This window comes from Nostoc foliaceum FACHB-393, assembly GCF_014698505.1.
GTDB lineage: Bacteria > Cyanobacteriota > Cyanobacteriia > Cyanobacteriales > Nostocaceae > Nostoc > Nostoc foliaceum_A.
Genome location: NZ_JACJTD010000009.1, coordinates 95,936 through 121,772 on the forward strand (window position 1 = coordinate 95,936; position 25,837 = coordinate 121,772).

The window sequence follows — 25,837 nt, forward strand, 5'->3', positions numbered from 1 at the left end:
CAAAGTACGGGGATATTTCACTAGGAGTTATCTCAAAGCCATTTAGCTTCTTCTGTCACGTAATCGCTCATCGTTCTTATTAATGTCTAATTCCTCACGACGAACAGTACCTTCGGCTTCAACTGTATCCTGTTCAACTACTTTCTTAATTTTCACTTCCTCACGCAAAACGGCTTCCTTCTGAATATCAGGGGTTTCTTCATAAAGATCCATGCGAGTAACTTCTCCCTCACGGAAGTCAGCCTCAGCAGGCGATACAGTTCTACCAGCTTCTTGTGGAGTAGTGCGTTCAATAATTATGCGTTCTTTTTCAACTGGTACAGCAACCCTTGTCGTCTCAGTTTCCACATGTTTGCCAATAGATACTTCTCCTGTCTTAACACGGGATTTATTGGCAACTAAACGTTCTTCGTATAGTTTCAGGTTTTGATGATCCTGCTGATTCATATCGTAAAGATTTGGTTCATCTTCATACCTGTATGCATTACGATTTCTAGAGACTGGTGGAGCATCTACAGGTGTTGATGTCTCTACAGGTGTTGAGGTACTTAAAGGTGCTTGTCTTACTGGAGTCCGATAAACTCCACGCACCTGTTCCTCATAATCGTAATCAATCTGTTCCAAATCATTAAAATCTGGTAAATTTTCTACTTGCTCCTTCGTCAGCCCAATAGCATAGACGCGTCGATTGCTATAGCTTATTCGGGAACGTCCAATTGGTAACAATACTTGTCTACCAAAGAACCAAAAACCTGTGTCAACAACTAAATAGCGGAAATGACCCGAATCATCCACCAAGATGTGTTTGACAGTCCCAACTTTATCGTCATCTATGTCTGAATAGACATCAAAATCCCTAACTTCATAGTTATCAAAATCTGCATCACCATAGTTACCAGCAAAGTCTTCGAGTTTATATAAAGCCATATTCTTTTTCCTCCAACATCTATATTTTCAATTGTAAAGATATAATTTTTTACTCCTTCTTTCTCAAGAAAGATATTAATGTCTAAAAAATCATTACCGTGGAATTAATGGTTTTAAAAATTCGGGTTAATTAAACCAAAAGTAAACCTCTGCATATCTGCATAACATAATATTATAGAGGCTTATAACTAAGTCGTTAGACCTGAAATTAGCAAAAGTATTTGAGGAATTCGCACTTATTGAGCGTTTTGATTGTTGATAGGAGTACGAACAATATACTGATTGGCAGGTGAATTAGTAGCAATTGGTTCTATTTTCCCTTGGGAAACTAAAGTTTGATAAACTAAAGCCGTAATCTCTCCTCTAGTTGCAGGTTTATTTGGATTAAGAACTTTAGGATTTGGATAGTTGACCACTATATTTGCTTTAGTTGCGGCTGCTACATCTCCAACTGCATATTGCGGAATATTATTGGCATCTGCGTAAGTGTTAGTAATAATGAATGACGCAGGACGGTTAATATTTACAGCATTAGCTGCTACGGCTGGGGCTTTTGATATTAATAAAGGCTGCATTAAATTAGTAAATGCTAATGGCATTATACGTCTTTTTACAGGTTTTTGTGCGGTTTTTTGAGGAACTACTCTCTGCATGACTGTGGGCACAGTAACTGCTGATGTACCAGTAGTTAGATTCAGACCTTTGTTTAAAGCAACTATAGCCTCAACCTTAGAAACCGATTGATTGGGACGAAAGTATCCACCAGGATAACCCGTCATAAATCCTTGTTGATATGCTTCTTCAATGGGACGACTAGCCCAATAGTTTGTAGGAACATCTTTATATACAGCACCACTTTGTATCTGGCGAGTTGGTGGTTGGTCAAAAGCTTTACGAATAATTGCTGCAAACTCATCTCGGTCTACTGGCTGTTCTGGTCGAAATGTACCATCAGGATATCCAGTCACAATATTTCTTGCAGCCAAACCTCGAATAAATGGCTGTGCCCAGTAATTAGGTTGAACATCACTAAAGGTAGTTGTAGGGGAAGATTGAGCATAGGTATCCAATGCTCCAGCGGCAAGTACCGTTAAATTTAAAGTTAGTAAAGATACACCTGCTGACAGTAACTTAGTTAACTGTGTCATGATCCATGCCCCTTATTTTTTCAATTATTTATTCTTTCTAATACTTCAATAGTTATTAAGTTATTAACAAATAGTGGAGATTTAGTGGAGAAATTTATTCTACAGCTTGAAATACTACTAAAGACTGACTATGCTTGTTACTTTAGATATAGATAACGCAACAATGAAAATATCAAAAACGTCAATGTTTTAGTAACGGCTTATGTTAATACAAGGAAAGTAATAAAATCTAAAGCTTGCTTTCGAGAAGAAAAATATAGCGGACTTCTCCACGGCTTTTCCACTATTTAGATTTAATCTAAGTCTTAAACGATAAATTAATGAAATTTTCCTTATAGTTAACCTTAACTATCAGTTATTTCGCTATGTACCAATTTTACGGACAGAAATCAAGTGTTAATTGAATATGAGATACATCTTTAAAAAAATCTTTCTTTGGGTAGTAGAGTTATTGTCTGAAAAAACAAGATGGTTAGCGGTAGGAGGGTAGAATGCGTCAACTTATTATCCAAGTACCACAGGGAAATGGAAAAGCTGTTATCGATATTGCCAAATCTCATAACGGCACAAATCTGGCTCGATTTGAAGGAAATGCAGAAGAACCGATTGATGTAGTGATTGTTCATGTTTCTAATCGAGAAGTTGGCAAAGTTCTGGACAAGTTGCAAGACTTGCCCAAAGTACAAATTACGCTCATACCAACTGGTGTGATGACTCTGCAACCCCCTGCATCGGAAGCACCGCAACAAGTTGTAGATGTGGAAGAACGCAGTCCGATTGAGATTTTTCTTTCTGGTTTACAAAGTGTTGGCTCTTGGCGAGGTTTTCTTGGTTATGCAGCACTGGCAGGCTTTGTAGTCTGGATTGGCTTGTATACTAATACAGCTTACTTGCTGGTGGCGGCGATGCTGATTGCACCCTTTGCAGGCCCGGCGATGAATACAGCGATCGCTACTGCATGGGGCGATCGCAAACTCCTGGGGCGGAGTATTTTACGATATTTTGCGGCTTTAGCAGTCACAATTGCCACTACTTGGCTACTTAGCCTGATATTACGGCAAGAAATTCCCACCAGTTTAATGGTAGATAGCAGCCAGGTTTCAGCAGTGGCAGTGATTTTACCATTGGCAGCAGGAGCCGCAGGGGCGCTCAACTTGGTTCAATCAGAACGGAGTAGTTTAGTATCTGGAGCAGCAACTGGAATGCTAGTTGCTGCTTCTTTAGCTCCACCTGCGGGAATTGTCGGTATGGCTAGTGCAGTTGGCAGATGGGACATGGCAATTTCGGGACTGTTCTTACTGTTTTTGCAACTATGCGGCATTAATTTTTCAGCAGCTTTGTTGTTCCGAATATTTGGGCTGTCTGCTCAAGAAACTCGCTATGGGCGTGGTAAAAAACGGGTATTCTTTTCTGCCTTGGTGATAACTGTCATCGCATTGGCAGGTTTGTTGACTTGGCAGTTTTCTCATTCTCCCAATTTACAACGCTCTAGCCTTGCCCAACGTGCCAACGCCCAAGTTCAGAAAACTGTGGAGCAAGTTGGTTTAGCAAAATTAGTCGAGTCGAATGTGCGCTTTACACGATCCAACATTCAAGGGCAGGATACCCTACTATCTGTTATTTATGTGCAGCGTCAACCGGGAGTTACAGCGTCTAGTGAAGAAATACGCGATCGCCTCACCCAATCAATTCAAACTCAATTATTAAAACAGGACTTTAATGTGACACCTTTAGTTGATGTCAATGTGCTAGAAACACCTGCGAGCAAATAATAAGACCATTTATGAGTAGTTCAAAGCTTTCAGAAAAACAAGCCCTAGAAAAAGAACGTAATGAAGTCTTGCAACAGTTGGAAGATTGGCTAGAAATTCCAATGCTGGTGCTTGGCTCTGTATGGCTAGCACTATTCATCATCGAGATTATCTGGGGATTAAACTCTTTACTGGAAGCCTTTAGCATCACTATTTGGATTATTTTTATATTAGATTTTCTACTTAAACTAGCGATCGCTCCTCATAAATTTTCCTATATCAAAAGCAACTGGCTAACAGCTATTTCTTTGGTGTTGCCAGCGTTGCGTACTTTTCGCATCATACGAGTCATCCGAATACTACGAACAACGCGGGCTGTGCGAGGGCTACAACTGTTGCGAGTTATGACTCGTGCTAACCGAGGAATGCGGGTTTTAGGAGCAAGTATTAGCCGTCGAGGGTTTGGTTATGTTGTGGGATTAACAATGATTGTTACTTTAATAGGAGCAGCAGGGATGTATGCGTTTGAAAACGAAGTTCCTGTGGAATCAGGGTTACACAACTACGGTACTGCTTTATGGTGGACAGCAATGCTTATAACAACGATGGGTTCTGAGTATTGGCCCAAAACGCCCGAAGGACGGCTACTTTGTTTTTTCTTAGCATTGTATGCGTTTGCCGTGTTTGGCTATGTCACTGCGACTTTAGCAACATTCTTTATTGGTCGTGATGCCGATGATGACGAAGCAGAGTTAGCTGGAGCGAAATCGATTCAACTCCTTCAGAGTGAAATCGCAGCATTGAGGGAGGAAATTCAAGAATTATTGTATCAGAATCCAAAGCATTGACTTAGCAAAGATTAATTAGTGAGGAAAATTCATGAATGCAGAAATCTCCGCAGCTTGGGATAAGGTTCAAAGTATGATTAACGGGTTCATAGCTTTGCTACCGAACATTGTATTAGGGTTAATTGTCTTCATCTTCTTTTTGTTTGTTGCTAGCAGAATTAAGGTACTGGTAAAGCGGTTAACTCGCAATCGTCGTTCTGCCCGAAATCTGGGACTAGTTCTAGGAAGGTTAGCGCAAGGGCTAACAATTTTAATTGGGTTGTTTATTGCCCTTTCCATTGTTATTCCTACATTTAGAGCGGGTGATTTGATACAACTATTGGGAATTAGCGGTGTAGCAATTGGTTTTGCTTTCCGCGATATTTTGCAAAACTTCTTAGCTGGAATTTTAATTCTGCTGACTGAACCTTTTCAAATTGATGACCAAATTGTTTTTAAAGGCTTTGAAGGAACAGTCGAAAATATTGAGACACGCGCAACAACAATCAGAACTTATGACGGTCGGCGGATTGTCATTCCGAACTCGGAATTATTTACTAATTCTGTAACTGTAAACACTGCCTTTGATAATCGGCGATTAGAGTATGATGTGGGCATTGGCTACAACGACGACATTGACCGTGCCAAGCAGTTAATGCTAGATGCAATGCATAGTGTAAATGAAGTCTTAAAAGATCCGGCTCCTGATGTACTAGTAATGGAACTTGCCGAAAGCACTGTTAACATCCGTGTGCGTTGGTGGGTTCATCCACCACGACGGGCAGATAATCTTATTTCGCGGGATAAAGTGATTACTGCAATTAAGAAAACGCTTGTTGCAAACGGCATTGATTTGCCCTTCCCAACTCAACAAATTCTGTTCCACGACCAGACCGAAGAGACAGATGGCGATCGCTCCCGTCAGCGTGAAGGTTCGCCATCTGGTAAAGGTGAAGTACCGAAGCCTCGCCGCATCAGTGATTCACTTAGGTTACTTGCTCAAGTGCGCTCCTCACAAGATAACAACGGTAAAGTAGATTCTCAAACCAACGAAAAATGAGAAATGTCAAGTTAAGCAAACTGTGGGATCAGCTCCATTCAAGTTACTGGTTCATACCAGCAGTTATGGCGGTAGTAGCTACTGCTTTAGCTTTCACAATGCTTAATCTTGACCGTACAGACAAGGTGGAAATTAATTATTGGTGGGTTTATACAGGTGGAGCAGATGGAGCGCGATCGCTGTTAGGATCGGTTGCAGGTTCCATGATTAGCGTTGCTGCTACAGCCTTTTCAATTACAATTGTGGCGCTTCAGTTAGCTGCTTCCAATTTCGGGCCGCGACTTCTGCGTAATTTCATGCAGGATACTGGTAATCAAGTTGCACTTGGCACATTTATTGGTACTTTCATCTACTGCTTGCTCGTACTGCGGACAATTCGTGGAGAGGGAGATGGATATAGCCAGTTTGTGCCACAACTTTCGGTTACAGTCGGTATTTTACTCGCAATTATTAGCATTGGTGTATTAATTTATTTTATCCATCATGCTTCAACAATAATTCAGGCATCTCACGTCATCCAAAATGTTAGCGAGGATTTACATTCAGCAATTAAGCGGCTATTTCCCGAAAAAATTGGGCATGGTGAACCAGAACATAGCCTTGGAATTGAAGAAATTCCCATGTCTTTTGAGAAAGAGGCTTTACCGATTCGAGCTAATGGCACTGGTTATTTACAAGCAATTGATGACGAAGAATTGATGAAAATTGCTTGTAAACATAATTTGCTAGTACGCCTTCAGGTTAGACCAGGAAAATTTCTAATTCAAGGTGGCAATTTAGCCTTGGTTTTTCCTGGAAAAAAAGTAAATAAAAAACTTACCAAACAAATTAATGATGCTTTTATTTTGGGCAAAGAACGTACAGAACAACAGGATATAGAGTTTCCAATTGATCAATTAGTAGAAATTGCTCTGCGTGCCATTTCCCCTGGAATAAATGATCCATTTACTGCAATTCGCTGTATTGACCGAATTAACGCTGGATTGTGCCACTTAGTTCAAAGAGATTTTCCTTCGCCCTACCGCTACGATAAAAATAACAAATTGCGCTTCATTGCTGAAGGAGTAGATTTTCAAGGATTGGTTGATCGTGCTTTTAACCAAATTCGCCAGTATGGAAAGTCGGATGCGGGAGTAACTATTCGTTTGTTAGAAGCTATATCTACTATTGCCACCTACACTAACAATTCTAAATATCAAGTAAGCCTGCGCCATCATGCTGACATGATTTTACAAGATAGCCGTGAAGGACTATCACAAGAACAAGACTACAAAGATGTAGAAGAGAGTTATTATCAGGTCATTAAAAACTTAAATAATGATGACAATAATAAGGATTGGGATTAATCAGAATAATGGCGTTTTAAATTAATATTTTTGAGGTAATAATTATGAAAATCCTGAATTGGAAAGGTTATCGAACTATCGCATGGATAGGACAGGCTGTATTAACAATTTTTGTCATAGCCGCAGCAGTTCAAGGTAAATGGTCAAATGCCTTGGGGCTTGCATTATTTCTTGTTATATCCTTTATATTTGTCATCCGAGATGATAAATTACCCACTTTATTTGATTTTTTGTTTGTCTTGGCTGCATTGCTCAATGCTACTGGTTGGGTATGGGATTTATTTGGGATGCCAGGGCCTTATGACGAAATTGTTCATGCTTATACGACTTCTGCAATTACCCTAGCACTTAGTTTTTTAGTCTATGGTTCAATGTTGAATATATTTCGGAATCATACACTTTTGTATTTAGTGACAATCACTAGTTTTGGAATTGCTATTGGTGCTTTATGGGAAGTCACGGAATGGTCTGCTGGTAAAATTCTCAGTACTCAAGTAATTGAAAGCTTGGATGACACCATTATTGATTTAGTTATGGACACTCTCGGCGCTGGATTAGCAGCTTTAATTAGCCTTTGGGCGTTGCGAAATTGGACAAGTCGTAATGCAAAGGCAAATCATTCGCAAACTGAGACATACATTTAAATTTTTGGGATAATTTATTTTTTGGAAGTCCCTTAGGTTGTAACTTTTAGTGCTGATTTCCCTAAAGACAAACAAATTGCATCATTTTGCGGTGTATGAATGCGACTACAAAGTACATCTCGATAATGTCTTTCCAGAGGATTTTTCTTGGATAAACCAGGATTACCAATCAGTTCTAGTCCAATTTCCACAGCACGAATGGCATTATTTGTAACTAGATATTTCACTGTTTGCGCTTGTAAATCAATTTTGGTGTCAAACTCACCTCGATCAATATCGTTCGCCAGACTGTAAATTAGTCGCTGATTGGCGTATAGTAGTGCTTCGATTTCACCAACGGCTGTTTGAAATCGGGGTAGAGTTGCTAAACTTGCACCTAAATTAGTAGGCGATCGCTTATTCAAATACTCAACTAACCAATCTCGCGCTGCTGTGGCTACTCCTTGATACAATGCACTCAACCACAAACTACCACCTGCTAATTTTAGAGGGTCTGGTGCTAAAAAAGTGTTCAGAGGATGCACATCCAAAGCGTATTCTTGAGGAATCAAGACATCTTCTAAAATTAGATCGTGGCTGCCAGTAGCTCGCATCCCTAAATGATCCCAAGTTTTCTCAATCCTCATACCAGAAAGATCGCGTGGGACAAGAAAACTGCCTACTCGTGGTTCCTCTTCATCTGTTCGCGCCCAAACGACGAAATAACTTAAGATCGGACTGCCCGTGGTGTATTGTTTGTGCCCAGTTATCAGCCAACCACTATCTGTTTGTTTGGCAATTGTGGCTGGTAGTCCTCCTCTGGCGGGTGTACCTAATTCTGGTTCCACACGGGCAGCATTGAGTAAAGCAATACCTGTAACTGACTCCTGACACAGCCTTTCATAAACTGCGGGATGCCAACGACGAGTCCGGGCTGCATTACTATGTTGTAAGTAGTGCATGGTCAACACCAAAGCTGTAGAAGCATCACCACTGGCTATCTTTTCAATTACTTGACAGACGGTAGCGTACCCTGAATCTTGTCCACCAAATTCTCTGGGAACCGTGAGACTTAATAGTTGTGCTTGGTGGAGAGCTTGAAAATTCTCAAAAGGGAAAGAACTGTCGCGATCGTGGATGGCTGCACGAGTGGCAAAATCAGCCGCCAGCGACTCGGCAAGCTTAAACAAATCAACAGATACTGCTGTATTAGCTTCTAAAACAGGTGATTGTGACATTTGGCTCAATTCCTACCTACTGGAGACAGTGCTAATTGCATTTGGCGATATCTTCATTAAAACTACTGTCCCATAGTTGTTTGACATCAACTTGTAAAGGAATTACACCCGCTTAGAAAAAAGTATCAGCAACCTGTTGTTGAGATGCGGTAAGCGCTAGCTATGCCGTCAGGCTTATCGCTTCATCAGAAACAGCAAGTAATTCTGGGTCACGGGCTGTAATATTTCCTGCTATTCCTTCACTGAAGCCAAAACGGCCAAATAAGCGAAAAGCCGCCGAAGGGGCCACTCCACTCTACTTTGATATTTTGAGTTAGTAGTTGGCGCTCTAATTCGCCACGCTGGCGTGCAATAGGAATAATCCCACCTTTTTGATACCTCAATCGCATTACTTGAGGTTTTTTTGAAGTTTGATTACTTGTATCATGTCCGCCTAATTAGTTATAATTCCCGCATCTGTGCAACAATCGCAAAAGCGTCTTTCCCCCTGGCCCCTGCGGTCTAAATGATAAGTCTTTAACCGGACACGATATTACAGGTATGGCTGTAGAACTTTTACTAGTGCGAGTGCAACCAGCAACTAGAAAACTGATAAACAGAGTTGTCACTAAAAAGCTACTGATTTGTTGTGATCTGGACTGTGAGAGAGGAGAGGAATCATCAAAGTAGTCCAAATGAATTAATAACCTACTGTTTGATCTACGATGTTACGTAGAGGTTGTCCTTGGTGATAACGTGTGAAATTATCTAGAAACAGAGCTAGCGATCGCTCCTTAACTCTGGGAGAATTACCAGAACAGTGGGGTGTAATAAAAACGTTAGGCAAAGACCACAATGGACTTTCTGGTGGTAGCGGTTCTGTGAACACAGTATCTAAAGCAGCCCCGGCAATTTCACCATCTTCTAAGGCTTTAACCAGTGCAAATTCATCCACAATTGCACCACGAGCGATATTAATTAAATAAGCACTCTTACGCATCAAGCGCAGTACCTCAGCATCGATCATGCCTTTAGTATCCCAAGTCAAAGGTGTGGCAATTACAACATAGTCAGCTTCGCCTAAAAGTGCTTTCCATTCATCTGCACCTACTACTTTGTCAAAGTTAGGTAGTGGTTGCGGGTGACGACGACTCCCAAAAATCCGCATCCCAAAAGCTTTAGCACGAGACGCAATTTCTTGCCCAATTCCACCTGCACCGATAATTAATAATGTTTTATCTAGCAATTCTTGAATTGGCAGACCTTTTTGCCAACGGTGTTGAGTCTGTTGTTGGTGTAATTTGGATAGTTGTTTGGCATAGGAAAGCATATAAGCAATGACGAATTCAGCTATGGGAACCGCATGAACTCCCGCACCGTTGGTTAAAATGAGGTTACGTTCTATATATTTGGGTGTAACGATGTGATTTACACCCGCATTTGGTGCATGATGCCAACGCAATTGTGGCGCAGATTCTAAAACTTGATGCAATGTTGTAGGTTTGAGGAAAAACCAGCTAAAGTAAACCTCGGCATTTGTAGCATCACCATCCAACTTACCTTCGCTGTCAACACGTACAACTACTGTGTCATCAGGTAAATGAGCTTCAAGTTCTGTGGCTACGTCTATTGGTAGAATAATTTTCAAAGCTGATAACTCCCTTAACAATCACTTTGTCGGTAAGTTTTAAGCAGTGTATTTGGGCACTTGGTTGGAGATATTATTCGGGCAAAAAATAATGCAGATATGTCATTTCACCTTTTGAATTGGAGATAAGAAATTAGGAAGATGCGATGCCTCTATTCTTTCTGCTTGCTTATATCTACACCTTTGTTGATAAATAAAAAAGCAGGTGCGACGATCGCCTAGATTTAAAAATTCCATCCATGACATTCTCGCACCCACCTCAACTGCAAAAAGGTATCCATCCCCATACAACACATTGCAACTTAGTGCTTTGCTCAAAAAAGCACAGCCTTCAGCAGCAATGATGACTGTGTGCCAATACAGCGCCAAAGTTGGGACGATGGGCTTACACCCCACCTTTGCTGCGGAACGCTACGCAAACTGCGATCGCACTTTAATATTTACTACTAATTATTGGTCGATTTACCGTAGTTTACACATAAAAGAGCTTTACACACTTTTTTCAAAAAATCAAGAGCTATCTTAATAAAAGTTAAAACCGATTGAATCAAGTTGTAATGAATAGCAAAAGCTTGCCGATCTGCAAAAAGCTTTATTTCAGAGAATCGAGCCGAAAAACTTCAATCTGTGGCAATCTTAGTAAAATTCGGCAATTTTGCGAATTTACTGCGATTTGATATTAAAAAATTAATGATACCAGATTTTGTTAACACAAGCAACTATATTTTGAGATTGAATTTGTAGCTGTAACTACCCATTTACTAAAGTTTTTATGGGATGCTACTATCTTATCAAAAGTAAAATACTGTAACTTGACCGACTTGATGTAAATTAAATAAACATATAAATTTAGCCAAATTATCATCAATTACTTGGTCTAACATCTTGGCAATGAATAAACTTAGCATTTTCCCTAAACAAAGAGGTAAAGATTAATGTTTAATTTTTTATTTAAGCGCATAATAATCTATTGTCAAAAATGGGTTATTTTCAGATTTGCTAGTCAAACCCGGTTATTATCAACTGTTCCTATACAAGTTACTGGGGCTTTTATTACTGGCTTATGCCTCAGCTTGCTATTTGCTGCTTGTACAGCAAATAATCCAAGTAATACTACAACTGTATCTGCCAATAATTCCACTCAAACCAAAGCATCAGTAGTCAGATTTGGCTATCAAAAATCAGCAATTCTCCTAAAAAGCAAAGGGCTTTTAGAAAAGCGATTACAACCTGAAGGTGTATCTGTTGAATGGATTGAATTTCCGGCTGGGCCACAGCTTTTAGAAGCTATGAATGTTGGCAGTATTGACTTTGGGCATACTGGAGAATCACCACCAATTTTTGCTCAAGCAGGAGGTGCTGCAATCACATATATCGCAGGAATCGCTCCAAGTCCTGCTAGTTCAGCAATTCTTGTTTCTAAAAATTCTGCCATCAAAACAGTCAACGATCTCAAAGGGAAAAAGATTGCTTTGCAAAAAGGCTCTAGTGCCCATTATATGCTAGTACAAATTTTAGAAAAATATGGTTTAAAATATAGTGATATTCAACCCATATATTTACCACCAGCCGATGCTCGTGCTGCTTTTATCAGAGGTAGTATTGATGCTTGGTCAATTTGGGATCCATTTTACGCAGCGGCCGAAAAATCTAGCGATGCTCGTGTATTAATTGATGGTACAGGAATTAATAAACAGGGAGGATATTACCTTGCCAGCCAAAAATTTGCTAGCCAACAACCAGCAATTATTAAGACATTATTAGAAGAGATTCAAAATTTTGAACAATGGTCTGAGCAACATCGAGATGAAGTAGCTGCAAGTCTTTCCCCCATTTTGGGCATAGATTTAGAAACAATGAAAAAGACTACTAACAGAAGAAAGTTTGGCATCACACCAATCTCTCAAGAATTAATTACTCTTCAGCAACAAGTTGCTGATAAATTCTATGAATTGAAATTGATTCCCAAACAAATTAACGTCAAAGAAGCAATGCTTACACCTGAGCAATATGCAGCTTTTTCACCCAAAATTAAATAATTCGTAATTAGTAGTTCGTAATTATGACCAATCCTACTGAGTTATTTCATCGTCGTTATGGCGTAGACGCGTTCAATGCAGATATTCCTTGGAATGAGACAATATCTAATTTGCTGTCCCACCGTTCAATCCGCGCTTACTTGAGCGATCCCCTACCATCAAATACTCTAGAAACTTTGGTAGCAGCAGCCCAATCTGCATCGACTTCCTCAAATCTCCAGACATGGAGTGTAGTTGCAGTAGAAGATTTACAACGTAAAGAGAAGTTATCGCAGTTGGCGAATAACCAAGCGCATATTCGCCAGTGTCCTTTATTTCTGGTGTGGTTAGCAGATTTGGCGAGATTAACATCTGTCGCTGAAAGTCAAGGATTACCCCATGAAGGTTTAGATTATCTGGAAATGTTTCTGATGGCGGCTATAGATGCAGCATTAGCAGCGCAAAATGCTGTTGTCGCCGCCGAATCCTTGGGTTTGGGAACAGTTTATATTGGTGCATTGCGTAACCGTCCAGAAGAGGTGGCAGAGGTTTTAAATTTACCGCCTCATGTCTTTGCCGTTTTTGGCCTGTGTGTTGGTTATGCAGATTCATCCGTAAATGTGGAAGTTAAACCGCGTTTACCTCAAGCAGCAGTATTGCATCGGGAGACTTATCAATTAGAGAAACAAGACCAGGAAATTGCTCTTTACAACCAAATCATGAAAGCATTCTACAGTTCCCAACAGATGAATGTTGCTGGTGATTGGTCGGAACACTCAGCTAAACGAGTAGCGTTTGCTGAATCTCTATCGGGACGCGATCGCTTGCAGGAAGCTTTGAAAAATTTGGGTTTTGAGTTGCGATGAAAAAGTAGAGACGCGATTAATCGCGTTTCTACAAAGTCAAAGGAGACTATTTGAGATTTAGACTGTTTGCAGTTGGAGGTTTTTTTGGAATAATTCTAAGACTTGTTGCCAAGCGTCAGCGGCAGCTTCGGGATTGTAGCTGGCACGATGGTTGCAGAAAAATCCATGCCCTGCTCCCTCATAGCGAAAGATTTTATGAGAAATTTGATGTTTCTTTAATTCGGCTTCAATTTCTTCTGTGTGTTCTAGCGGGATGCCTTGATCTTCAGTGCCAAAGAACGCGTAAATGGGGGCTTTAATTTTGGAAGTATGGGTGAGAGTGGGTTCACCACCACCAGGTGTAGAGTTGGTAATCCCGCCACCGTAGAAAGAGGCTGTAACTTTAATATCTGGCAGAGTGGCTGCTAAATAGACAACGTGGCCACCAAAGCAGAAACCAATCGAGCCGATCGCATCTTTTTGGACATTTGGTAAAGTTTTCAAATAAGCGATCGCACTTTGAATGTCGCTCAATATTTCTTCTGCTGTGGTCTGCTCTTTATAGCTTCTACCACGCTGGATATCTTCTTGGGTGTATACAGCCTCGAACCCCGGAGCAGTACGTTGATAAAGTGCGGGAGCGATCGCTACATATCCCTCCTTGGCAAACTTCTCGGCAACTTCCCGAATATGAATATTTACTCCAAAGATTTCCTGAATCACGATAACGGCGGGGAATTTTCCCTGTTTTGCAGGTTCAGCTAGGTAAGCATCAATTTGCAAATCACCGTTTGGGACTTTAACTTTAGTTGTGCGAATTTCTGTGGTTGCCATTTTAGGATGTAGCCTACAATCTCGTTGAGAGTTGATTGTTTTTGATATCTATAGAGATACTACGGTAAATACGTTAAATTGCCGTATTTTATAAAAGTATCATTCCACAACCAAGTAAGAAAAACAAGTGCTGTTACCAATATCCCAAACAGGGGTAAGGGCAATTTTGATGGTATTGCTGATAAAATACGGTAAATCTATCGTTTTAGTGTATCAAGATGACAATATTAATTCACTGTGCTGCTGGTGCTAGAGCATCGGGAATTGCCTTGATTGCTAATGCGATTTAGGAAAGTCTGAGTTATGAGCAAATTCGCCGATTTAGGAATTAGTTTAGATCAGCCACACCTGAAGCAATTTTTGCTGGAGAGATATACCGAAAAGCAGGCAGAAAAAAGTTAGTTCTGAAATTTGAAGAAAACTTGTGAGCTTCAATGATTATCAGTAATTGTTGAATCCTCAGCATTACCCTGTTTGCTCACAGCCACCATAAATCCAATTCGCAATGGGCTAACGCCCCGCTCCGCTAACGCAATTCGCAATAAAAAATGGAGGAAATCAAAGTGTGGTTCACAGCAATCGATCATATTCAGGTGACATCACCACCTGAGGTGGAAAACGCGATGCTGTTTTTTTACAGTCAAATTTTGAAACTCACTGAAATTACTAAACCATTTGCTCTCCAAGCTAATGGAGGCGCATGGTATGTGCTGGGGGATATTCAAATCCACGTAGGTATAGAGAAGCAGGCAAATAACCAAGTATCTAGACGGCATATATGTTTTCGAGTCCACGACTTAGAAGCATTTGCCAAACATCTGCAAGCTCATGGGGTAGAAATTATTAGCGATCGCACAACCGCCCAGCGTAGCGATCGCCTCCCAACTGTATACGATCGCTTTTTTATCCGCGATCCTGGTGGTAATCGCATAGAAATAGCGGAATTTACCCCAATACGCTTGGGTTAAGGGTTATTGGTGGAGATAATTGGTGTTTTAAGACGCGATAAATTGCGCCTCTACATGAGGGTTTTGTTGCTCATTCTGAACTGTATTGGAATTTATCCAACACAAAATAGACTCTTGACTTTCTAAACAAATATGCGAAGCTAATATTTAGATAGACTAAATATTAAAAGTGCATCAAACTCGTGACAAGACTTACGGGAAACGCTGATTTGTCTGAATCACTTGCTAGTAGCCCTAAAGCAGTGATTTTAGAAACACAAGGACTGACACGTTACTTCGGTAAAGCAGTTGCTGTAAATGATTTGAGTATCACAGTAAAACAAGGTGAGGTCTTTGGTTTACTCGGCCCAAATGGGGCAGGTAAAAGCACAGCCATCAAGATGTTGACAACTCTATTGCCCCTGAGTGCAGGTAGAGCAACTATAGCTGGCTATGATGTAACTCATCAGGCTGCTGCTGTCAGACGACTATTTGGCTATGTACCCCAAGCTCTTTCTGCCGATGGCAGTCTTACAGGCTACGAAAACCTCTTAATATTTGCCAAGCTATACGATATTCCTGTCAAGCATAGGCAAAGGCGTATCAGCGAAGTTCTAGATTTTATGGGTTTGCAAGACGCAGCCCATCGCTTGGTACGTAATTACTCTGGTGGCATGATCCGCAAGCTAGAAATTGCTCAATCTATCATGCACCAACCCAAGATTTTGTTTCTTGATGAACCGACTGTAGGGCTAGATCCCATTGCTCGTACTCAGGTATGGCAACTGGTGCAACAGCTCCGCGCAGATTACGGCACAACCATATTTTTAACTACTCACTTTTTAGAAGAAGCCGATAGCCTGTGTAACCGAGTGACAATTATGCAGCAAGGCGAAGTTGTGACAACAGGCACACCAAGTGATTTGAAAGCTTCTTTGGATAAATCAAATGCAACTTTGGATGATGTCTTTATTCACTACACAGGGGATCAATTAACATCAGGAGTCAGCTATCGTGATACAGCAAGAACCAGACGTACAGCTCAACGGTTGGGTTAAGGCAAAACCTCCTCGCCAACCTAATATTATCTCTGCAATTATTCAGATATTTACGAAAACCCTCGTGATTGCCGAGATGGAAGTGCGGAAACTACGGCATGATCCCACTGATTTAATAGTCAGAGCCGTACAACCATCACTGTGGCTATTGATTTTCGGGCAAGTTTTCACCAAGATTCGGGCAATTCCTACAGGCGACTTACCTTATTTAGATTTTATGGCTGCCGGTATTCTGGCGCAAAGTGTGTTGTTTGTCGCTATTTTTACAGGCGGTATGACGCTAATTTGGGAGCGAGACTTAGGAGTTGTGCATAAATTCTTAGCTAGTCCGACACCAAGAGTAGCGATGGTGTTAGGGAAATCCCTAGCCTGTGGAGTGCGCTGTTTATCACAGGTATTTGTCATTTATGGATTGGCATTAGTATTAGGTGTCAAACTTAATCTTCATCCTTTGGCTTTTTTGCAAGTGCTATTAGTCGTTATGCTAGGAGCAGGTTGTTTCTGCACATTTTCCTTAATCATTGGCTGTTTAGTAAAAACTAGAGAACGAATGACGGGAATTGGGCAGTTGTTAACTATGCCGTTGTTTTTTGCTAGTAATGCCATCTATCCCATTTCCATGATGCCCGACTGGTTAAAATTTTTGTCTCGTATTAATCCTTTAACTTACGAAGTGGATGCCTTACGCGGGACGATGCTAGCAAATGGAACTAGTATCTATGGATTTGGTTGGGACTGTACAATTCTCTTGTTAACATTAATAGGCTTAACCCTGATTTGTGGACGACTTTATCCACGGGTGGCAATGTAATTAGGAGAAAGAATAGCTGATGAAACTCGGAAAACCTACGCAAGGCGCAACTTCCCAAGAATGTGCTGCCAGAGTAATGGATACAATTCCGTTAGTGATGCGGTTTATCCGAGCGGATATGCGAGCTCACAGTGCTGCTGCTTTATCTATACCACAGTTGCGATCGCTAGCATTTCTTAACCGCAGTCCAGGTGCTTCATTATCCGATTTGGCAGAGCATCTAGGTGTCACCTGTGCAACAGCATCAGCAACAACAGAAAGGCTAGTACAGCGCAACTTAGTGCAACGCATCGATGATCCTCATGAAAGGCGGCGAGTTCTCCTGAATCTTACTGAAGATGGAAAGCATCAATTAAAGCAATCTCAAGACCAAACTCGCGCTCATATAGCCGACCTTTTGGAAGGTCTGACACCAGAACAAGTTTCCAATATTGAAGAAGGGTTGGCTTTACTGAAAAATGTCTTCGAGCAAACAGAAATTAAACGGGAGCAACGCTAAGTCTGCACAACACGATCCTTTTGCGGCGTTGAGGTTTCGAGATTATCGCCTATTTACAATTGGGCGTGTACTCTTGTTCATCGGGTCACAAATGCAGACTGTGGCCATTGGCTGGGAACTCTACGATCGCACAAATTCAGCTTTGGCATTAGGTGGTGTTGGGCTAGCCCAAGTCTTGCCCATGATTGCCCTCACCTTGATTAGTGGACATATAGCCGATCGCCGCGATCGCAAACTGACAATGTTGTTGTCAGTGCTGCTGTTAGTCTTATGTTCTCTAGGTTTGGCTGTACTTTCTTGGACTCAAGGTACAGTAGTTTTGATTTATGCCTGCTTGGTATTCACAGGGATTGGCAGGGCGTTCTTAAAACCTGCTAGTGATGCCTTGATGTGGCAATTGATACCTATCAGTGCATTTACAAATGCAGCCACTTGGAATAGTAGTAGCTTTCAGTTAGCCTCAGTTATCGGCCCAGCTTTGGGAGGATTTGGTATAGCCTTTTTGGGAGGTGCTACAGGGGTATATGTACTGGCTGCGATCGCAGGTTTGCTGTGTTTTGTCTTAACGGCGGCAATCTCAAAACAAGAAACCATTCGTTCTACAGAACCAATCTCACTCAAAGCACTCTCAGCCGGCGCTAAGTTTGTCTGGAAAAATCAGTTAATTTTAGCAGCCATTACCTTAGATATGTTTGCAGTTTTGTTGGGAGGTGCGATCGCGCTACTACCCATCTTCGCCAAAGATATTTTGCAGGTAGGGCCATTAGAGTTAGGCTACCTACAAGCAGCCCCCTCCATTGGGGCTTTATTTATGGCGGTTTTACTGGCATATTTACCACCCTTACGCAAGGCTGGGCCAGCCTTACTTTGGTCAGTAGTTGGCTTTGGTGTTGTGACAATTATCTTTGGGCTATCGCGTTGGTTTTGGCTGTCATTATTGATGCTGGTGCTAAGTGGCGCACTAGACACAATTAGCGTTGTAATTCGCCATACCTTAGTGCAAATTAGAACGCCAGATAATTTACGCGGTCGGGTTGCGGCGATCAATAGTGTATTTATTAGTGCCTCTAACGAGTTAGGCGGCTTTGAATCAGGCTTGACATCTGCTTTATTTGGCCCGGTTATCTCAGTAGTGAGTGGAGGAATTGGTACAATTGCAGTGGTAATTGCTGTAGCTGCAATTTGGCCGGGAATTGCCAAGCTAGGAGCATTACAAGAGTTTGAACATAAGGAGTAAAAGACGGTATGCTGCCAAAAATTCAATATTATCGCTGACTAGTGAGAGAAGCTGGTGTGATTGCAGCATATTGTTCAGGAGTCAGCAATGTTTCTTGAATATCAAGAGATTTGGGTAACAAGCCATTTTTGTGAACTACCTACATCGACCTTGCGGTACGATGTAGGTAGTTCACTTTCTGTCCTTTGATGTCCTTTAATTCCATTAGCTGATGCACTTGTAGTAGTAGCAGATGTTTCTGCTTGCTGGGTATTTGTCTTGCAACTATTGAGGGTAAATGCAGTTGATAAACCCAACAAGCCTGCTGTACCAAGCCGGATAAAACGGCGGTGAGTATTGAATACTTTAGTCATAACTTGCAAAGAAAGAAAAACTTACTCGAAACTATCCTGTTTGTAGTTCGGAGGCATTTTGATTATTGGCTTCTACAGGTAAGAATCCACCTGCCTGCATTTTCCATAACCTGTAGTAAGCACCACGGCGTGCCAGCAGTTTAGTATGAGTGCCATCTTCGATAATGCGCCCTTGGTCAAATACCAGAATGCGGTCTAGATGGGCAATAGTAGAAAGTCGATGAGCTACCACGATCACCGTTTTTCCATCCATCGCTAAATCTAGAGTGTCTTGGATCGCTTTTTCGGTAATGGAATCGAGGCTGGAGGTAGCTTCATCTAGAATCAGAATTGGTGCGTCTTTGAGGATAACCCGCGCGATCGCAATCCTTTGTCTTTGCCCTCCAGAAAGTTTGACACCGCGCTCACCGACCAAAGAATCATACCCTTCCTGAATCTGAGCGATAAAATCGTGAGCATAGGCCTGGCGTGCTGCCTCGACCACTTCCTCATTGGTGGCATCCAGTCGTCCATAACGAATATTTTCTATCAATGTTCGATGGAACAGAGACGGATCTTGAGGAATTAAGCTGATCTGGGAGTGTAGGGCATCTTGCGTCATGTCTCGAATATCGACCCCATCAATAATAATCTGTCCAGATTGGGGGTCGAATTGACGCAAAATCAGATTGACGAAGCTGGATTTCCCAGAGCCAGAAAAGCCAACCAGTCCGACACGCTGGCCTGGTTGGATAGTTATAGACAGGTTGTCGAATACTTTTTTACCAAGGGAGTAGCTAAAATTTACTTGGCGAAACTCAATCTGTCCCTGAGTAATTGAATGGGCGATCGCACTATTACGATCAATGATCTCGTGGGGTTGAACAATAGTGAAGACACCATTGGCAATATTGCCGATATGTTCAAAAAATTCTAGAAACCGTTTACTTAAATTGCGGGCTTCACTAATGATTAACAGCGACAGACTGGTTGCTACGACAAAATCCGCCGTTGCGATCGTCCCCTGACTCCAAAGTGAGAGCGAGTAATACAAAGTGCCAATTTTCAGGACTGCTGCTGAGATAAACTGAAACCAACGGATTCGCTCCGAGTACCAGTTGGATTTTCTCACCTCTTTGAGTTCGTCCCTTAATTGCTCATTCAAATAGCGTCGTTCAAAACCCAGGCGAGCAAACAGTCTGCTACTGGTGAGATTTGTGACTGCATCCACAATGATGCCAGTTGTTTCACTTCTTGCTGCTGCGGCTTTTCGGGAGTAAATTCGGCAGCGAGTTGCCAGCCAGAACGAAATACTGATGAAAAGAACTGCCCACATCCCCACGAATCCAGCAAGTGGAGGATAGACGCGATACAGTAATATCGTCGTGACAGTATAGACGATGATTACTGGCATAAATTCAGTAATCAGCATTTGCATCGTCTGAGTCACACCCAGAGAAGTTTCGCTAATCCGATGTGCCAATGCCCCAGAAAAACTGCTGCTGAGGTAACGGTGAGAATGGTGCTGTAAGTAGCTATATAGAGAACGGACGATGTGTTGTCGGTGGATCGGATGGAGGATAGTCTGCAAAAGTCCAGCTGCTCGCCCGAATATCACTTCACCCACACTCAAGGCGGTGAAAAGCATCAGGGGTTGGCTCATGGCATCAAGAATGGGTTTGCTGTCGGCCGCCTGTCGCGTCACACCCCGGATGATCTCACCAATGGCATAAGGTAACATGATGCCGCAGGTTGCGTGTATTACCTCCAGAATCACCATTGCCACATACCACCAGCGGAACTGGTTAACGAAATAGCAAATGAACCGAAATGGAGTTGCTGGCAAGTTGGGCGCATCAGCAGCACGTTGAAAGGATTTCGATTGTTTGGACTTTTTCTTCATGAGAGTCAATTTCGTAGCATCTTATCTTTTTAGGCTTCTCCTTAACAACTCAATTGAGTGATGCATTTGTACAGTGCGTAAGTCCTAAGAATTACTGAAACAAAGCACTAGACCATAATTTCTGATGGTGTGATTGCAGCATACAAATCAGGTGGAAGTAACGCATCCTGAATGTTGATTTTCTTTGGTATGACACCCTCTTGAAAGAACAAATCTGCTACACGTTGTTGTTCCGCGATCAATGCAGGGCTGAGTCCTCTACGTCCTGCAAAAGAGCGACGAGACATCACCCTTGCAACTACATCTTCATCGAGCTTTTGTTCAGTGATCATCAATTTGGCTACTTCGTCTCGATTCACGTCTGCCCACTTATCAAGAGCATGAAGCTCCTCAATAATAATTTTTAGCAAGCCAGGATTTTCTTGGGCAAACTTCCTGTCAGAAATATAGTAGCCCCCAGGAGAATCTAGCCCCACAGAATCTTTGATGACTCGAATTCGACCCATTTTTTCAGCGATCGCATAATGGGGATCTCCTGTCATCCAAACAGGAATTCTCCCTTCGAGAAACGCACCACGCGCCTCGATAGTCGCCATACTTTTGATTTTAATATCTTTGATTGTCAAGCCGATTGACTGCAAAGCTCTAAGAATAAAATAGTGCGATGCCGAGCCTTTTTGAAAATAAACTTCTTGCCCCTTAATATCCTCAAATTTCTGAAGGGGAGACTCTGGAGGTACAGCAATCACACTACTTGTCCCTGTCGTTGCGGTTCTTTGTGTACCGACGACATAAACAAGGTCTGACCCAGCTACTTGGGCAAAAATTGGTGGTGTTTCTCCCACCGATCCCACGTCAACTCTTCCCCCAGCCATCCCTTCCATAAGTTGTGGCCCTTGGGCAAATTGCGCCCATTCCACTTTAATCCCCAACGGTTCCAAGCGTTTCTCTAAAACTCTGCGATTTCTGAAGAGATCCCCTGCACTCTGATACCCCATGCGGAGAACTTTCGTTTTGATACCAGAGTAATCTAGATTGGCATTAGTACTGTTTATAAAAGAAGATTGTGCCACATTCTTTGGGCTTTGTTCGCTACAACTTCCTAACAGATATGCCATAGAAAAACCACATAGACCCGATGTAGCAAAATTGAGAAAACGACGGCGTTTAATCATAGCTATTTTATCCATGAGATATTTCTGATTTGAAAGAATTCTGGTTATTTTTTACAAAAACTTCGGGCGTTGAAATGCTTAAATATTCTGCTTTGCAAACTTTATACAATTCAGAACAGCCCGAAATCCTTCATGTGGTACTGCGATTTATCATGTCTGAACGACCAAATTTCTAGGCCGATAATCCTTAACGCAGAGAATCTCCCCTACGATATTCGGCGGTAATGTCGTCTAGCTTTTGTTTCAAATTGTCATCGAGTTGGAGTTCTACAGCCTTGAGAGTATCAGCAAGTTGTTCCGGTCGGCTAGCACCAATAATGGGAGCAGTAATAATGGGATTAGCCAGTACCCAAGCCACCGCTAGGGTAGTGAGTGACAATCCAGCGAATTCCGCCACTGTACGTAATTCTTCGACAGTATTGAATTCGCGATCGCGCCAGTAACGCTCTTGATAACGTTCTGCGGCAGTACCCAAGGTGAAACGAGTCCCTGTGGCGGGGCCTTGAGTGAGATTGTGTTTGCCAGTGAGTAGACCGCCAGCTAAGGGATTGTAGGAAATTACACCCAATCCTTCTTCTTTGGCTAGAGGCAAGAGTTCTCGCTCGATTTCACGGAATAACAAATTGTAGCGGGGTTGAATCGAAACAAAGCGAGTCAGATTTCGCACATCGGCGCGACCCAAGGCGCGGGCGAGTCGGTAAGCCAAGAAGTTAGAAACCCCGATATAACGTACCTTGCCAGCGCGAACTATCGTGTCCAATGCTTCCAGAGTCTCATCAAGAGGGGTTGAGGCATCGTCAGAATGCAATTGGTATAGGTCAACATAATCCGTTCCCAGCCGTCTGAGGGAAGCATCAATCGCATCCAAAATGTGTTTGCGCGAAGCACCCTGATCCCAAGGTGCAGGGCCAACCTTACCTACAGCTTTGGTAGCCAAAATAAAATGTTCGCGTTTGCCTTTGAGCCAGCGCCCAATAATTTCTTCGGTACTTCCAGCAGTAGCTAGTCCACCTCCAAGAGGATAAACGTCGGCTGTATCGAGAAAGTTAATGCCAGCATCGGCGGCGCTGTCAAGGATTTGTCTGGAAGTTTCTTCATCTGTCTGGAATCCGAAAGTCATTGTACCGAGACAGAGACGGGAAACAGTCAATCCAGTTTGACCGAGTTTAGTTGTTGCTAATGTCATGTTAGAAGAGGAAAGGAATTCTACTTGGGCTACTATAGACGCTTGACGACGGCTCTGTGAAATCAGCCATTCTTGCAATTTCGGGTCACTGTATACTTCATCGGCAATAAAATGATCGCCTTCCGGCAGGACGGTAAAATCTACTGTTCCCCCCAGTCCGCGCAAGATATCGACAATCTGCTGTGCATCCTCAATCGGCAGTTTTTCGTCCTTTCCACCTTGGAATATTTGGATAGGAATGTCCTTCAGGGCAGCTAGTTGGCTTGCTTCTAATGTTTTGGGTACACGACCAGATACTGCTACCAGACCAGCAAAGCGATCGCGGTGAGAAGCAGCGATATGCCATGCCCCAGCCGTACCTAAACTGAATCCAGATAAAATCACACGGGACGGATCTATGGGTTGGGAGGTGATGAGATTATCCAACAAAGCAATTATGTCAGATTCTCGATCTACCCAGGTTTGTCCTTCAGGAAGTTGGGGAGCTACAAAGACATAAGGTAACGAGCTTGACTCATCTACGAAACGAGGTAAACCCCATTTGAGCAGCACATTTAGATCATTACCGCGTTCGCGAAGCGTCTCGTAGAGAATCGCGTGCGCCATGCAAAAACAATACAAGGGGTGCGGGTTTGTTGGCATCATCAGAGACGCGGGATAATAAATAAGGAAATAAACCAGAACGGTGTTCGATAGCCATAGTTATAATTCCTCTGTATGTTTGGTGGTCAGATACCCGACTTCTTAAAGAAGTCGGGTATCTCGTAACATCTCAATGCCTTGGCAAAGATTTAAGCTACTACAAGGTTCTTGTCTTCTTGGGGAGTAGGTACTTTCGATTCAACCGCCGTACCCTTGAAGAAGTCAGGATTGGCTTGGGTATAGAACTTGTAAGGATTATTGAATACATAAGCCTTAAAGTCCGCTTCAGAAATCACACCTTCTTGTACCAAATCCCAGCTTTCCGCTAGTGGATCGGTCAAATCTGGTACATCCCAGTGACCAACATCTGAGGAATAAATGGCGTTGATTTTCACACCCAAGGGATTGGCTTTGTCGTTGAATGCAGCTGCGATGGTGCGATCGTCAGACTCGGAACCAAAGAAGAAACTATTTACCCAGCGATCGCGAATGTCTTCAATTGTTTCAATCCCGGCTGCGGCAAAATCTTCTAGTTCACTACCAACGGGTGAGCGGCTATGACGGTTGAAGGAAGAACCTAAGACACTCTTTTTCAGTTCCTCTTTACTCAGAGGATGTTCTTGCAGGAACTCGCTACCAAAACGCTCGAACAATACGAACAATTCATCAGAATTGGCGTTATCTGGGTTGTAGTTTTGTAGTCCTTTCAGGCTGCGCTTGGAGAAACGATCTACTAAATGAATGTAGACGTGTGCGCCCCAGTCTGCACCACCTTCGAGCATAGCTACACGCAACAGAGGGAAACGTTTGGTAACACCACCAAAGAACAATGCTTTGGCAAATGCTTGGGAACCATCGGCGAAATGACCGATATGGTTGTTCATGTAGTTACTGATGGAGGAGCGTCCTGTCCAACCTTGACTGCCGTAATGGGTAGTAATGGGTACACCTAATTCAACTGCTTTTGCCCAGAATGGATCGTAGTCGTATTCACTATCCAATCCGTAAAAGTCAATGTAGGAGGCATATTTGGCGATTTCAGGATATTGATCTGCTGGATATTTATCAGCGATCGCCTTAATTGGCCGTTTCACACCACCAGGAATATTCGCCACTTTTAGTCCTAGTGTTTTCACTGCAAACTCTAGCTCCTCAACAGCTTCTTGAGGATTACCCATCGGGATACCAGCTACAGGTGTCAAGCGATCGCTATATTTCCGATACAAGTCAGCATGATAGTGATTGACGGCCCGTTGCAGTGCTTGACGGTTCTCTTTACTTGCTCCAGCTGGTGCAAGAACATTGTTAGGAAACAGTACCGAATAATCTGATCCCTGCTCCGCTTGACGCTCATAGAAGAGTTCAGGAAGAGTATAAGTAGCAAGATCCAAAGTATTGCGGGTTACTCTCGCCCACCAAGGCGATCGAATTGTGCGGTTGTACTGGCGTTCTTGTGGAGTTTGTTGATACCAGTCTTTACCATTGCTCTTGGAATTAAGACGAGAAGCTTCCGCCTTGCGTAATTCATCTACAAGTTTTGAGCCACCATATTTAGCAATGTAATCCTCAAGCGCCGGAGTGAAATCATTGGTATGAACATCAGTGTCAATTATCGGATAATCAAGGTTTGCTTTGATTGCCGCAGAACGGGAAGTTTTTAATCTGCTATATTCAGTCATGATTTTTTCCTTGAATAAATGACAGAAGTAGTGCTGAGAAATGAGTTATGGGTGCTGAGTAGAACAAAACAAACGAGAGTTAGTTGATATTTATCGCGCACTGACTCACCACAAGAGCATCTAC

24 protein-coding genes and 2 pseudogenes are annotated in these 25,837 nt (G+C 42.3%); 13 read left to right on the plus strand and 13 right to left on the minus strand.

The window, feature by feature from the left end:
• Nucleotides 1–42: 42 nt before the first annotated feature.
• Both H6G92_RS10370 and H6G92_RS10375 read right to left on the minus strand, forming a co-directional pair.
• Nucleotides 43–927 (minus strand): DUF2382 domain-containing protein, encoded by an 885-nt coding sequence (locus tag H6G92_RS10370; protein ID WP_190893464.1) that lies wholly within the window; start codon nt 925–927, stop codon nt 43–45.
• Between the two features lie 236 nt (nt 928–1,163).
• Entirely contained in the window at nt 1,164–2,075 is a 912-nt protein-coding gene (locus H6G92_RS10375) for an S-layer homology domain-containing protein (protein WP_190893466.1), read from the minus strand.
• Between the two features lie 491 nt (nt 2,076–2,566).
• On the opposite strand from H6G92_RS10375, the gene H6G92_RS10380 reads away from it, so the two are divergent.
• From H6G92_RS10380 to H6G92_RS10400, 5 genes are read left to right on the plus strand one after another with little or no spacing between them, the layout of a single operon-like run.
• Nucleotides 2,567–3,847, plus strand: a complete 1,281-nt coding sequence (locus tag H6G92_RS10380; RefSeq protein ID WP_190893469.1) for a TIGR00341 family protein — start codon at nt 2,567–2,569, stop codon at nt 3,845–3,847.
• Nucleotides 3,848–3,858: 11 nt separating this feature from the next.
• Entirely contained in the window at nt 3,859–4,674 is an 816-nt protein-coding gene (locus H6G92_RS10385; protein ID WP_190893471.1) for an ion transporter, read from the plus strand.
• Nucleotides 4,675–4,705: 31 nt separating this feature from the next.
• The gene (locus H6G92_RS10390; RefSeq protein ID WP_190893473.1) at nt 4,706–5,713 is read left to right on the plus strand and encodes a mechanosensitive ion channel family protein; all 1,008 of its coding nucleotides are present in this window, start codon (nt 4,706–4,708) and stop codon (nt 5,711–5,713) included.
• Nucleotides 5,710–7,059 (plus strand): DUF2254 domain-containing protein, encoded by a 1,350-nt coding sequence (locus H6G92_RS10395; RefSeq protein ID WP_190893476.1) that lies wholly within the window; start codon nt 5,710–5,712, stop codon nt 7,057–7,059. The genes H6G92_RS10390 and H6G92_RS10395 overlap by 4 nt, the downstream gene beginning before the upstream one ends.
• A gap of 44 nt (nt 7,060–7,103) precedes the next feature.
• The gene (locus H6G92_RS10400) at nt 7,104–7,703 is read left to right on the plus strand and encodes a hypothetical protein (protein ID WP_190893478.1); all 600 of its coding nucleotides are present in this window, start codon (nt 7,104–7,106) and stop codon (nt 7,701–7,703) included.
• Nucleotides 7,704–7,735: 32 nt separating this feature from the next.
• Here the strand turns inward: H6G92_RS10400 and H6G92_RS10405 are convergent, their stop codons facing one another.
• The 3 genes and pseudogenes from H6G92_RS10405 to H6G92_RS10410 form a co-directional block, all read right to left on the minus strand.
• The gene (locus tag H6G92_RS10405; protein WP_190893480.1) at nt 7,736–8,920 is read right to left on the minus strand and encodes an acyl-CoA dehydrogenase family protein; all 1,185 of its coding nucleotides are present in this window, start codon (nt 8,918–8,920) and stop codon (nt 7,736–7,738) included.
• Nucleotides 8,921–9,122: 202 nt separating this feature from the next.
• Nucleotides 9,123–9,200, minus strand: a pseudogene (locus H6G92_RS38815) (class II aldolase/adducin family protein); the annotation flags it as partial.
• 399 nt (nt 9,201–9,599) lie between these two features.
• Complete coding sequence (locus H6G92_RS10410) at nt 9,600–10,547, minus strand: D-2-hydroxyacid dehydrogenase (RefSeq protein WP_190893483.1); 948 nt, start codon at nt 10,545–10,547, stop codon at nt 9,600–9,602.
• A 205-nt stretch (nt 10,548–10,752) separates the two neighbouring features.
• Between H6G92_RS10410 and H6G92_RS10415 the strand changes: the two genes are divergently transcribed.
• The 3 genes from H6G92_RS10415 (at nt 10,753) to H6G92_RS10425 (ending at nt 13,431) form a co-directional block, all read left to right on the plus strand.
• On the plus strand, nt 10,753–11,073 hold the full coding sequence (locus H6G92_RS10415; RefSeq protein ID WP_190893485.1) for a hypothetical protein: 321 nt from the start codon (nt 10,753–10,755) through the stop codon (nt 11,071–11,073).
• Between the two features lie 409 nt (nt 11,074–11,482).
• Nucleotides 11,483–12,586 (plus strand): sulfonate ABC transporter substrate-binding protein, encoded by a 1,104-nt coding sequence (locus H6G92_RS10420; RefSeq protein WP_190893487.1) that lies wholly within the window; start codon nt 11,483–11,485, stop codon nt 12,584–12,586.
• A 23-nt stretch (nt 12,587–12,609) separates the two neighbouring features.
• Complete coding sequence (locus H6G92_RS10425; protein ID WP_190893489.1) at nt 12,610–13,431, plus strand: NADPH-dependent oxidoreductase; 822 nt, start codon at nt 12,610–12,612, stop codon at nt 13,429–13,431.
• Between the two features lie 57 nt (nt 13,432–13,488).
• Here H6G92_RS10425 and H6G92_RS10430 read toward each other — a convergent pair whose 3' ends face one another.
• Nucleotides 13,489–14,244, minus strand: a complete 756-nt coding sequence (locus H6G92_RS10430; protein WP_190893491.1) for a dienelactone hydrolase family protein — start codon at nt 14,242–14,244, stop codon at nt 13,489–13,491.
• Between the two features lie 548 nt (nt 14,245–14,792).
• Here H6G92_RS10430 and H6G92_RS10440 point away from each other — a divergent pair.
• The 5 genes from H6G92_RS10440 (at nt 14,793) to H6G92_RS10460 (ending at nt 18,796) form a co-directional block, all read left to right on the plus strand.
• Complete coding sequence (locus H6G92_RS10440; RefSeq protein ID WP_199344765.1) at nt 14,793–15,212, plus strand: VOC family protein; 420 nt, start codon at nt 14,793–14,795, stop codon at nt 15,210–15,212.
• A gap of 182 nt (nt 15,213–15,394) precedes the next feature.
• The gene (locus tag H6G92_RS10445; protein ID WP_190893493.1) at nt 15,395–16,249 is read left to right on the plus strand and encodes an ABC transporter ATP-binding protein; all 855 of its coding nucleotides are present in this window, start codon (nt 15,395–15,397) and stop codon (nt 16,247–16,249) included.
• Nucleotides 16,206–17,060: an ABC transporter permease gene (locus H6G92_RS10450; protein WP_190893496.1), complete on the plus strand. Its 855-nt coding sequence runs from the start codon at nt 16,206–16,208 to the stop codon at nt 17,058–17,060. The genes H6G92_RS10445 and H6G92_RS10450 overlap by 44 nt, the downstream gene beginning before the upstream one ends.
• Nucleotides 17,061–17,079: 19 nt before the next feature.
• The gene (locus H6G92_RS10455; RefSeq protein WP_190893498.1) at nt 17,080–17,559 is read left to right on the plus strand and encodes a MarR family winged helix-turn-helix transcriptional regulator; all 480 of its coding nucleotides are present in this window, start codon (nt 17,080–17,082) and stop codon (nt 17,557–17,559) included.
• The gene (locus H6G92_RS10460; RefSeq protein WP_190893500.1) at nt 17,519–18,796 is read left to right on the plus strand and encodes an MFS transporter; all 1,278 of its coding nucleotides are present in this window, start codon (nt 17,519–17,521) and stop codon (nt 18,794–18,796) included. Before H6G92_RS10455 ends, H6G92_RS10460 begins: the two co-directional genes overlap by 41 nt.
• 101 nt (nt 18,797–18,897) lie before the next feature.
• On the opposite strand, the gene H6G92_RS10465 is transcribed toward H6G92_RS10460, so the two are convergent.
• The 7 genes and pseudogenes from H6G92_RS10465 to H6G92_RS10490 form a co-directional block, all read right to left on the minus strand.
• Complete coding sequence (locus H6G92_RS10465; RefSeq protein ID WP_190893503.1) at nt 18,898–19,149, minus strand: hypothetical protein; 252 nt, start codon at nt 19,147–19,149, stop codon at nt 18,898–18,900.
• A 31-nt stretch (nt 19,150–19,180) separates the two neighbouring features.
• On the minus strand, nt 19,181–21,031 hold the full coding sequence (locus tag H6G92_RS10470; protein ID WP_190893505.1) for an ABC transporter ATP-binding protein: 1,851 nt from the start codon (nt 21,029–21,031) through the stop codon (nt 19,181–19,183).
• A gap of 107 nt (nt 21,032–21,138) precedes the next feature.
• Nucleotides 21,139–22,206: an aliphatic sulfonate ABC transporter substrate-binding protein gene (locus H6G92_RS10475; protein WP_190893625.1), complete on the minus strand. Its 1,068-nt coding sequence runs from the start codon at nt 22,204–22,206 to the stop codon at nt 21,139–21,141.
• Nucleotides 22,207–22,393: 187 nt separating this feature from the next.
• Nucleotides 22,394–23,392, minus strand: a complete 999-nt coding sequence (locus H6G92_RS40810) for an aldo/keto reductase (RefSeq protein ID WP_190893627.1) — start codon at nt 23,390–23,392, stop codon at nt 22,394–22,396.
• Nucleotides 23,393–23,554: 162 nt separating this feature from the next.
• Nucleotides 23,555–23,998, minus strand: a pseudogene (locus H6G92_RS40815) (carboxylesterase family protein); the annotation flags it as partial.
• Entirely contained in the window at nt 23,955–24,092 is a 138-nt protein-coding gene (locus H6G92_RS39320; protein WP_242059083.1) for a hypothetical protein, read from the minus strand. The pseudogene H6G92_RS40815 and the gene H6G92_RS39320, both read right to left, overlap by 44 nt.
• Before the next feature lie 91 nt (nt 24,093–24,183).
• Complete coding sequence (locus H6G92_RS10490; RefSeq protein WP_190893507.1) at nt 24,184–25,713, minus strand: amidohydrolase family protein; 1,530 nt, start codon at nt 25,711–25,713, stop codon at nt 24,184–24,186.
• Between the last annotated feature and the right edge of the window lie 124 nt (nt 25,714–25,837).

Bases quoted from the DNA above. Each gene is read 5' to 3' on its own strand.
- H6G92_RS10370 (WP_190893464.1), bottom strand. From the start codon at position 927: ATGGCTTTATATAAACTCGAAGACTTTGCTGGTAACTATGGTGATGCA.
- H6G92_RS10375 (WP_190893466.1), bottom strand. From the start codon at position 2,075: ATGACACAGTTAACTAAGTTACTGTCAGCAGGTGTATCTTTACTAACT.
- H6G92_RS10380 (WP_190893469.1), top strand. From the start codon at position 2,567: ATGCGTCAACTTATTATCCAAGTACCACAGGGAAATGGAAAAGCTGTT.
- H6G92_RS10385 (WP_190893471.1), top strand. From the start codon at position 3,859: ATGAGTAGTTCAAAGCTTTCAGAAAAACAAGCCCTAGAAAAAGAACGT.
- H6G92_RS10390 (WP_190893473.1), top strand. From the start codon at position 4,706: ATGAATGCAGAAATCTCCGCAGCTTGGGATAAGGTTCAAAGTATGATT.
- H6G92_RS10395 (WP_190893476.1), top strand. From the start codon at position 5,710: ATGAGAAATGTCAAGTTAAGCAAACTGTGGGATCAGCTCCATTCAAGT.
- H6G92_RS10400 (WP_190893478.1), top strand. From the start codon at position 7,104: ATGAAAATCCTGAATTGGAAAGGTTATCGAACTATCGCATGGATAGGA.
- H6G92_RS10405 (WP_190893480.1), bottom strand. From the start codon at position 8,920: ATGTCACAATCACCTGTTTTAGAAGCTAATACAGCAGTATCTGTTGAT.
- H6G92_RS10420 (WP_190893487.1), top strand. From the start codon at position 11,483: ATGTTTAATTTTTTATTTAAGCGCATAATAATCTATTGTCAAAAATGG.
- H6G92_RS10425 (WP_190893489.1), top strand. From the start codon at position 12,610: ATGACCAATCCTACTGAGTTATTTCATCGTCGTTATGGCGTAGACGCG.
- H6G92_RS10430 (WP_190893491.1), bottom strand. From the start codon at position 14,244: ATGGCAACCACAGAAATTCGCACAACTAAAGTTAAAGTCCCAAACGGT.
- H6G92_RS10440 (WP_199344765.1), top strand. From the start codon at position 14,793: ATGGAGGAAATCAAAGTGTGGTTCACAGCAATCGATCATATTCAGGTG.
- H6G92_RS10455 (WP_190893498.1), top strand. From the start codon at position 17,080: ATGAAACTCGGAAAACCTACGCAAGGCGCAACTTCCCAAGAATGTGCT.
- H6G92_RS10460 (WP_190893500.1), top strand. From the start codon at position 17,519: ATGTCTTCGAGCAAACAGAAATTAAACGGGAGCAACGCTAAGTCTGCA.
- H6G92_RS10465 (WP_190893503.1), bottom strand. From the start codon at position 19,149: ATGACTAAAGTATTCAATACTCACCGCCGTTTTATCCGGCTTGGTACA.
- H6G92_RS10470 (WP_190893505.1), bottom strand. From the start codon at position 21,031: ATGAAGAAAAAGTCCAAACAATCGAAATCCTTTCAACGTGCTGCTGAT.
- H6G92_RS10475 (WP_190893625.1), bottom strand. From the start codon at position 22,206: ATGATTAAACGCCGTCGTTTTCTCAATTTTGCTACATCGGGTCTATGT.
- H6G92_RS40810 (WP_190893627.1), bottom strand. From the start codon at position 23,392: ATGACATTAGCAACAACTAAACTCGGTCAAACTGGATTGACTGTTTCC.
- H6G92_RS39320 (WP_242059083.1), bottom strand. From the start codon at position 24,092: ATGGCTATCGAACACCGTTCTGGTTTATTTCCTTATTTATTATCCCGC.
- H6G92_RS10490 (WP_190893507.1), bottom strand. From the start codon at position 25,713: ATGACTGAATATAGCAGATTAAAAACTTCCCGTTCTGCGGCAATCAAA.